At 71.1% G+C, this 5,998-nt stretch carries 4 protein-coding genes, 1 tRNA gene and 1 pseudogene; 4 read left to right on the plus strand and 2 right to left on the minus strand.

Annotation, left to right across the window (positions count from 1 at the left end; all coding sequences use genetic code 11):
• Positions 1-359 (minus strand): annotated as a pseudogene (locus N864_RS18310) (zinc-dependent metalloprotease); the annotation flags it as partial.
• A gap of 156 nt (positions 360-515) precedes the next feature.
• Here N864_RS18310 and N864_RS18315 point away from each other — a divergent pair.
• Both N864_RS18315 and N864_RS18320 read left to right on the plus strand, forming a co-directional pair.
• On the plus strand, positions 516-944 hold the full coding sequence (locus N864_RS18315; protein WP_034720438.1) for a molybdenum cofactor biosynthesis protein MoaE: 429 nt from the start codon (positions 516-518) through the stop codon (positions 942-944).
• Complete coding sequence (locus N864_RS18320; RefSeq protein WP_051518775.1) at positions 941-2,083, plus strand: YlbL family protein; 1,143 nt, start codon at positions 941-943, stop codon at positions 2,081-2,083. Before N864_RS18315 ends, N864_RS18320 begins: the two co-directional genes overlap by 4 nt.
• 12 nt (positions 2,084-2,095) lie before the next feature.
• Here the strand turns inward: N864_RS18320 and N864_RS18325 are convergent, their stop codons facing one another.
• On the minus strand, positions 2,096-2,644 hold the full coding sequence (locus N864_RS18325) for a PPA1309 family protein (RefSeq protein WP_034720440.1): 549 nt from the start codon (positions 2,642-2,644) through the stop codon (positions 2,096-2,098).
• Between the two features lie 119 nt (positions 2,645-2,763).
• On the opposite strand from N864_RS18325, the gene N864_RS18330 reads away from it, so the two are divergent.
• Both N864_RS18330 and N864_RS18335 read left to right on the plus strand, forming a co-directional pair.
• On the plus strand, positions 2,764-5,802 hold the full coding sequence (locus N864_RS18330) for a UPF0182 family membrane protein (RefSeq protein ID WP_034720442.1): 3,039 nt from the start codon (positions 2,764-2,766) through the stop codon (positions 5,800-5,802).
• 71 nt (positions 5,803-5,873) lie between these two features.
• Positions 5,874-5,947, plus strand: a tRNA-Met gene (locus N864_RS18335).
• Positions 5,948-5,998 lie beyond the last annotated feature (51 nt).

The raw sequence follows: 5,998 nt of genomic DNA on the forward strand, positions 1-5,998 counted from the left end.
TGCACGGCGTCGGCGATGGCCCGCTCGGCCGCGGCGTCGTGGACGTCGTTGCCCTCGGCCGTCATGACGTGCTGCCGCGCCGTCTCGACCGCCAGCTGGAGCGAGCCGGTGGGGGACTGCTGCGCCTGCATGAAGGTCCGCAGCTGCGCCTGCATCGCCGCCTTGGTGCTGGGGTCGTCCGGATCGACCCCCATGGACCGCATCAGGTCGGCCAGCTCGGGGTTGCGGGCCGTCTCACCGAGGACGTGCTCGAGCATGGCCCCGACGTCGCTCGGGTCGAAGCCGCTCGGGAAGCGGAAGGGCTCGTCGCTGTCGTCGTCGCCGGCGTCCCACGGGGTGGGGTCGCGGTCGTCTGTCATGGTGCTCCTCGGTGGATTTTCCGTCCTGATCCAAGACAACCACGGATCGACACGGAGAGTTCCCGCGGACGGCCGTCCGTCACCGCGGCCGCGGCCAGCGGCGGGCCCACCCACGCGGCGGTGCACGGTCAGCGAGACCCAAGCACGCCGCATACGATGACGTGCGTGAGCGTGACCCTGGCCGAGATCCGTGAGACCCCGCTGTCCGTCGACGAGGTGCTGCGCAGTGTGTCCGACCCGCAGGCGGGCGGCATCTGCCTCTTCGTCGGGACGGTCCGCGACGCCGACTCCGGCAAGGGGGTCGAGCGGCTCGACTACTCGGCGCACCCCCAGGCGGCCGCGCTGACCCGGGCACTCGCCGAGCGGCTGGACAGTGCGGGCCGCACCGTCCGCATCGGGGTGGTGCACCGCGTCGGCCGGCTCGAGATCGGCGACCTCGCCGTCGTCGTCGGGGTGAGCGCCGAGCACCGGGCCGAGGCGTTCGAGGTGTGCCGGGCCCTCATCGACGAGCTCAAGGCGACGGTGCCGATCTGGAAGCACCAGCGCTTCAGTGACGGCGTCGACGAGTGGGTCGGCCTGCCGTGACCACACCCGCGAGTCCCCCCGAGGGAGGGGAGTCGAGGGCCGAGGACGCATCCGCGCCGCCGACGCGCACCGCCCGGAGGGCACGCCTCACCGGCTGGAACATCGCCGTCCTCGTCGCCTTCTTCGTCGCCCTCGCCGCGGTCGTCGCCGGGTCGCTCGTCCGGCTGCCCTACGCCATCGTGAGCCCCGGGCCGACCTTCAACGCCCTGGGCGAGGAGAACCTCGGCGGCTCCACGAAGCCGGTCATCGTCGTCGACGGCCTACCGACCTACCCGGCCGACGGCACCCTGCGGTTCCTCACGGTCGTCATCAAGGGCGGTCCCGGGCACCCCGTCGACGCCTGGGACCTGCTCGGCGCCTGGCTCGACCCGGCCCGCGACGTCTACCCCGTGGACCAGATGTTCGACCCGAACGCCAACGAGCAGCAGGTGGCCGAGGAGAGCGCCATCCAGATGGAGGGCTCCCAGGAGGAGGCCAAGGCGGTCGCGCTGCGGGCCGTCGGCGAGAAGGTGCCGACCCACGTCGTCGTCGCACAGGTGCTCGGCACGTCGAAGGCGAAGGGACTGCTCGAGGTGGGGGACCGGTTCGTCAGCGTCGGAGGCACGGCAGCGAGCGACCCCGACGCCATCCGGGCCGCGATCCAACGGGTCAAGCCGGGTGACACCGTCTCGATCGTCGTGACCCGGTCCGGCAAGCGTGAGACGGTCCAGGTCCCGACGATCGCCGGCACGGGCGGGCGCACTGCCATCGGTGTCCTGCTCGGCATCGAGCACGACTTCCCGGTCAAGGTGACCATCAACGCCGGCGACGTGGGCGGGCCGTCGGCCGGGCTGATGTTCGCGCTCGCGATCTACGACAAGCTGACTCCGGGGTCACTCACCGGCAACCACGCCATCGCCGGCACCGGCACGATCGACGATCAGGAGCGGGTCGGCCCGATCGGCGGTATCCGCCAGAAGCTCGAGGGGGCCCGTGGCGCCGGGTCCGACTACTTCCTCGCCCCCGCCGCAAACTGTCCGGAGGTCGTCGGGCACGTGCCGGACGGCCTGCAGGTGGTCCGGATCGGCACCTTCGACGAGGCGGTCAGCGCCGTCGAGGCGATCGCGAAGGGCGAGGCCGCGAGCCTGCCCCACTGCTGAGCGGGCCGGTGGTCAGGGCTCGAAGGTCGCCTTGAGCGCCGCGACCAGACCGGGTGCGATGTCGGGACCGGTCGCAACGGCGTCATCGGAGTCGTGGGCCCGCTGCCGCAGCAGGCAGATCGACCGACCGTCGCGCAGCACTGCGGCGAGCAGGCGCACGTCCTGACGGTCCGGGTGGGCCGCCAGGACGTCGACCGCGTCCTCCGCCCGGTCGGGCAGGTCCCGCTCGGCGTCCGGAGGGACGACCATCCGCTCGATCACGAAGGCGCAGCCGTCGACCTCGTCCGGCCAGGCGATCCGGCCGATCAGGGTCTCGATCGAGCTCGTCATCGGCAGACCCTCCTGCTCGACGGCCGTGAACGAGCCGGGGACGAGGTCGGGCTCGCGCATCTGCTCGCGCAGGTGCGGCTCACGCGCGAGCAGGGCGTCAGTCCGCACGAGGGCGAAGAGCCGGGCCGGCTGGTCCCAGCCGCGCGCCGCGACGTGGCGCTCAGTGTCGAGGGCGACGAGGGCGAGCGGGTCGGTCACGGGTGTCGACTGCACCCGACCATCGTGCCCCATCGGCTCGGCAGCACTCGACGCCGCCTGCCGGGCCGCTTCGTGCGCGGGCGGGGGCGGCACCGCCCGGGCGCCGGGTTATCGTTGCGGCGTACCGTCAGCGCGAACCCGAGGCAGCCACCGTGAGTGACAGCAACTTCAGCCCCGGTCAGGGGTCCTTCGGCGATGGCGGACCGGCCGGCCCGCCCCCAGCGGCGGCGGCACCCCGCCCCTCGCGCAGCCCGCTCGTGACGGCGCTCGTCGTCGCGGCGGCGCTCATTCTGCTGCTGACCGTCCTCGCCCAGTTCTGGACCGAGATCGCGTGGTACGAGTCGGTCGACTTCGTCGGGGTGTTCCGCACCCAGCTCGTCACGCGCCTGCTGCTCGGCATCGCCGGGGGGCTCGTCATGGCGGCGGTGGCGTGGTCGAGCATCCACTTGGCCTACCGGTCCCGGCCCATCTACGCGCCATCGCCGGAGACCCAGGCGATGGAGCACTACCGCCAGCTCGTCGAGCCGATGCGCCGCACCGCGACCGTCGCGGCGCCGCTCGCGCTCGGGCTCTTCGCCGGGCTCTCGGCCGCGACGCAGTGGGACACCTTCCAGCTGTGGGTCAACGGCCAGCCGTTCGGCACGACGGACCCCGAGTTCGGCATCGACATCGGCTTCTTCGTCTTCACGCTGCCGTGGATCAACTTCATCATCGCCTTCCTGACGATGGTGCTCGTCGTCGGCATCATCGCGGCCGCCTTCACCCACTACCTCTACGGCGGCATCGTCGTCGGGGGCCACACCCGCACGACCCAGGCCGCCCGGGTGCACCTGTCGGTCCTGCTCGCCGTGCTCGTCCTCGTGCGCGCGGTCGCCTTCTGGATCGACCGCTACAACCTCGCCACCGCGAAGTCGACCCGGATGACCGGCATCCAGTACACCGAGGCCCATGCCGTCATCCCGACGAAGGCCATCCTCGCCGTCGCGGCGGTGATGTGCGCGATCCTGTTCGTCAGCACGATCTGGACCCGCTCCTGGCGGCTGCCGATCGTGGGGGTGGCCGTCCTCGTGGTCTGCGTCGTCGCCGTCGGCGGCATCTACCCGGCGCTCGTGCAGTCGCTCAAGGTCAAGCCGTCGGAGAAGTCCCTCGAGGTGCCCTACATCCAGCGCAACATCGACGCGACCCGGGCGGCCTACGGCTTCAACGACATCAAGGTCGAGTCCTACAACACCAAGACGGTCGCGGCGCCGGGTCAGCTGCGCGGTGACGCCGCGACCGTGCCGGGCATCCGGCTCATCGACCCCAACATCGTCAGCCCGACGTTCAAGCAGCTCGAGGCCAGCAAGGGCTACTACCAGTTCCCCGACGTGCTCGACGTCGACCGCTACATGGTCGACGGCAAGCTCACCGACACGGTCATCGCGGCGCGGGAGCTCGACCTCACCGGCGTGCCCGACGGGCAGCGGAACTGGCTCAACGACCACACCGTCTACACCCACGGCTACGGCGTCGTCGCAGCGAAGGGCAACACCCGCGACGCCGACGGGCGGCCGACCTTCTTCGAGTCCCAGATCGGGCAGAAGGGGGCCCTCGACCCCTACGAGCCGCGGATCTACTTCGGTGAGAGCTCGCCCGAGTACTCCATCGTCGGCGGCGGCAAGAAGGAGTTCGACTACCCCGACCCGAACGGGACGGGCCAGATCACCAACACGTATGCCGGCACGGGCGGTGTGTCGCTCGCGGGCATCAACCGGCTCGCCTACGCGCTGAAGTACAAGGAGATCAACTTCATCCTGTCCGACGCGGTGACCGGCGAGTCGAAGATCCTCGACCACCGCACCCCGCGGGAGCGGGTCCAGCGGGTCGCGCCGTGGCTCACCCTCGACGGCAACGCCTACCCCGCGGTCGTCGACGGACGCGTGCTGTGGATCCTCGACGGCTACACCACCTCGGCGTCCTACCCGTACTCGGAGATGACGAGCCTCAACCTCGCGACCGAGGACTCCGTCACGCGGACGAAGGAGTCCGTCCAGGCCGTCCAGGCGGGCCAGGTCAACTACGTGCGCAACTCGGTCAAGGCGACCGTCGACGCCTATGACGGCACGGTGACGCTCTACCAGTGGGACGAGCAGGACCCGGTTCTCAAGGCGTGGATGCAGATCTTCCCCGGCACGGTCAAGCCGCTGGCCGACATCAAGGGCTCGCTCATGGCGCACCTGCGCTACCCGGAGGACCTCTTCAAGGTCCAGCGCACGCTGCTGTCGAAGTACCACGACCGGGACGCGTCGACCTTCTACACCGGGCAGAACTTCTGGAAGGTGCCGGACGACCCGACCCAGTCGGCCCAGGGGAGCGCACTCCTGCAGCCGCCGTACTACCTGTCGCTCGCGATGCCGGGGCAGAGTCAGCCGGCCTTCTCGCTCACCTCGACCTTCATGCCGACCGGTGACCGCAACGTGCTGTCCGGCTTCCTTGCCGTCGACGGCGACGCCGGCACCGCGACCGGCAAGCGGTCCCCCGGCTACGGCACGATGCGGCTGCTCGAGACGACCGGCGGCACGGTCAACGGGCCTGGCCAGGTCTACAACGAGATGCGCACCTCGCCGGTCACGTCGAAGGACCCGCAGCTGTCGCTGACGCTCGCCCAGTTCATCACGACGACGCAGCAGCAGGGCGCCGCCACCGTGACGTTCGGCAACCAGCTGACCCTGCCCGTCGGCGGTGGGCTGCTCTACGTCCAGCCGATCTACGTCCAGGCCAAGTCGGCCGGCTCCTACCCCCGCCTCTCGGCGGTCGCGGTGGCGTTCGGCGACAAGATCGCGTGGGCCGGCTCGCTCGACGACGCCCTGAACGACCTGTTCGGCGGGGAGTCCGGCGCCAAGGCCGGGGACACCGGCACGTCGACGCCGGTGACGCCCGCCCCGGGCACGACCCCCACGCCGCCGTCGAGCACGCCGACACCGAGCCAGTCCTCGAGTCCGGCGCCGTCGACGACGACGCAGCCGACCCAGCCGAACGAGGCGGCGCTGGCGCAGGCGCTCAAGGACGCCGAGGCCGCGTACGCCCAGGGTGAGGCGGCCCTCAAGGCAGGCGACTTCGCGGCCTACGGCCAAGCCCAGGACCGGCTCAAGGAGGCGCTGAAGCGGGCCGTCGAGGCGTCGCCCCAGGGCACCGGCACGCCGGCCCCTTGAAGCCCGTATGCCGCGGAGCGGGCGCCCGATTTGGTCGCTCGCTCCGCGTCGGGTTAAGGTGGTGTCACCGACGCGGGGTGGAGCAGCTCGGTAGCTCGCCGGGCTCATAACCCGGAGGTCGCAGGTTCAAATCCTGCCCCCGCTACTACATGCGCGTCGCAGCGTCAGGTGGCCCCCACACGATCGTGTGGGGGCC

The sequence above is a fragment of the Intrasporangium chromatireducens Q5-1 genome (genome assembly GCF_000576575.1).
Taxonomy (GTDB): Bacteria; Actinomycetota; Actinomycetes; order Actinomycetales; family Dermatophilaceae; genus Intrasporangium_A; species Intrasporangium_A chromatireducens.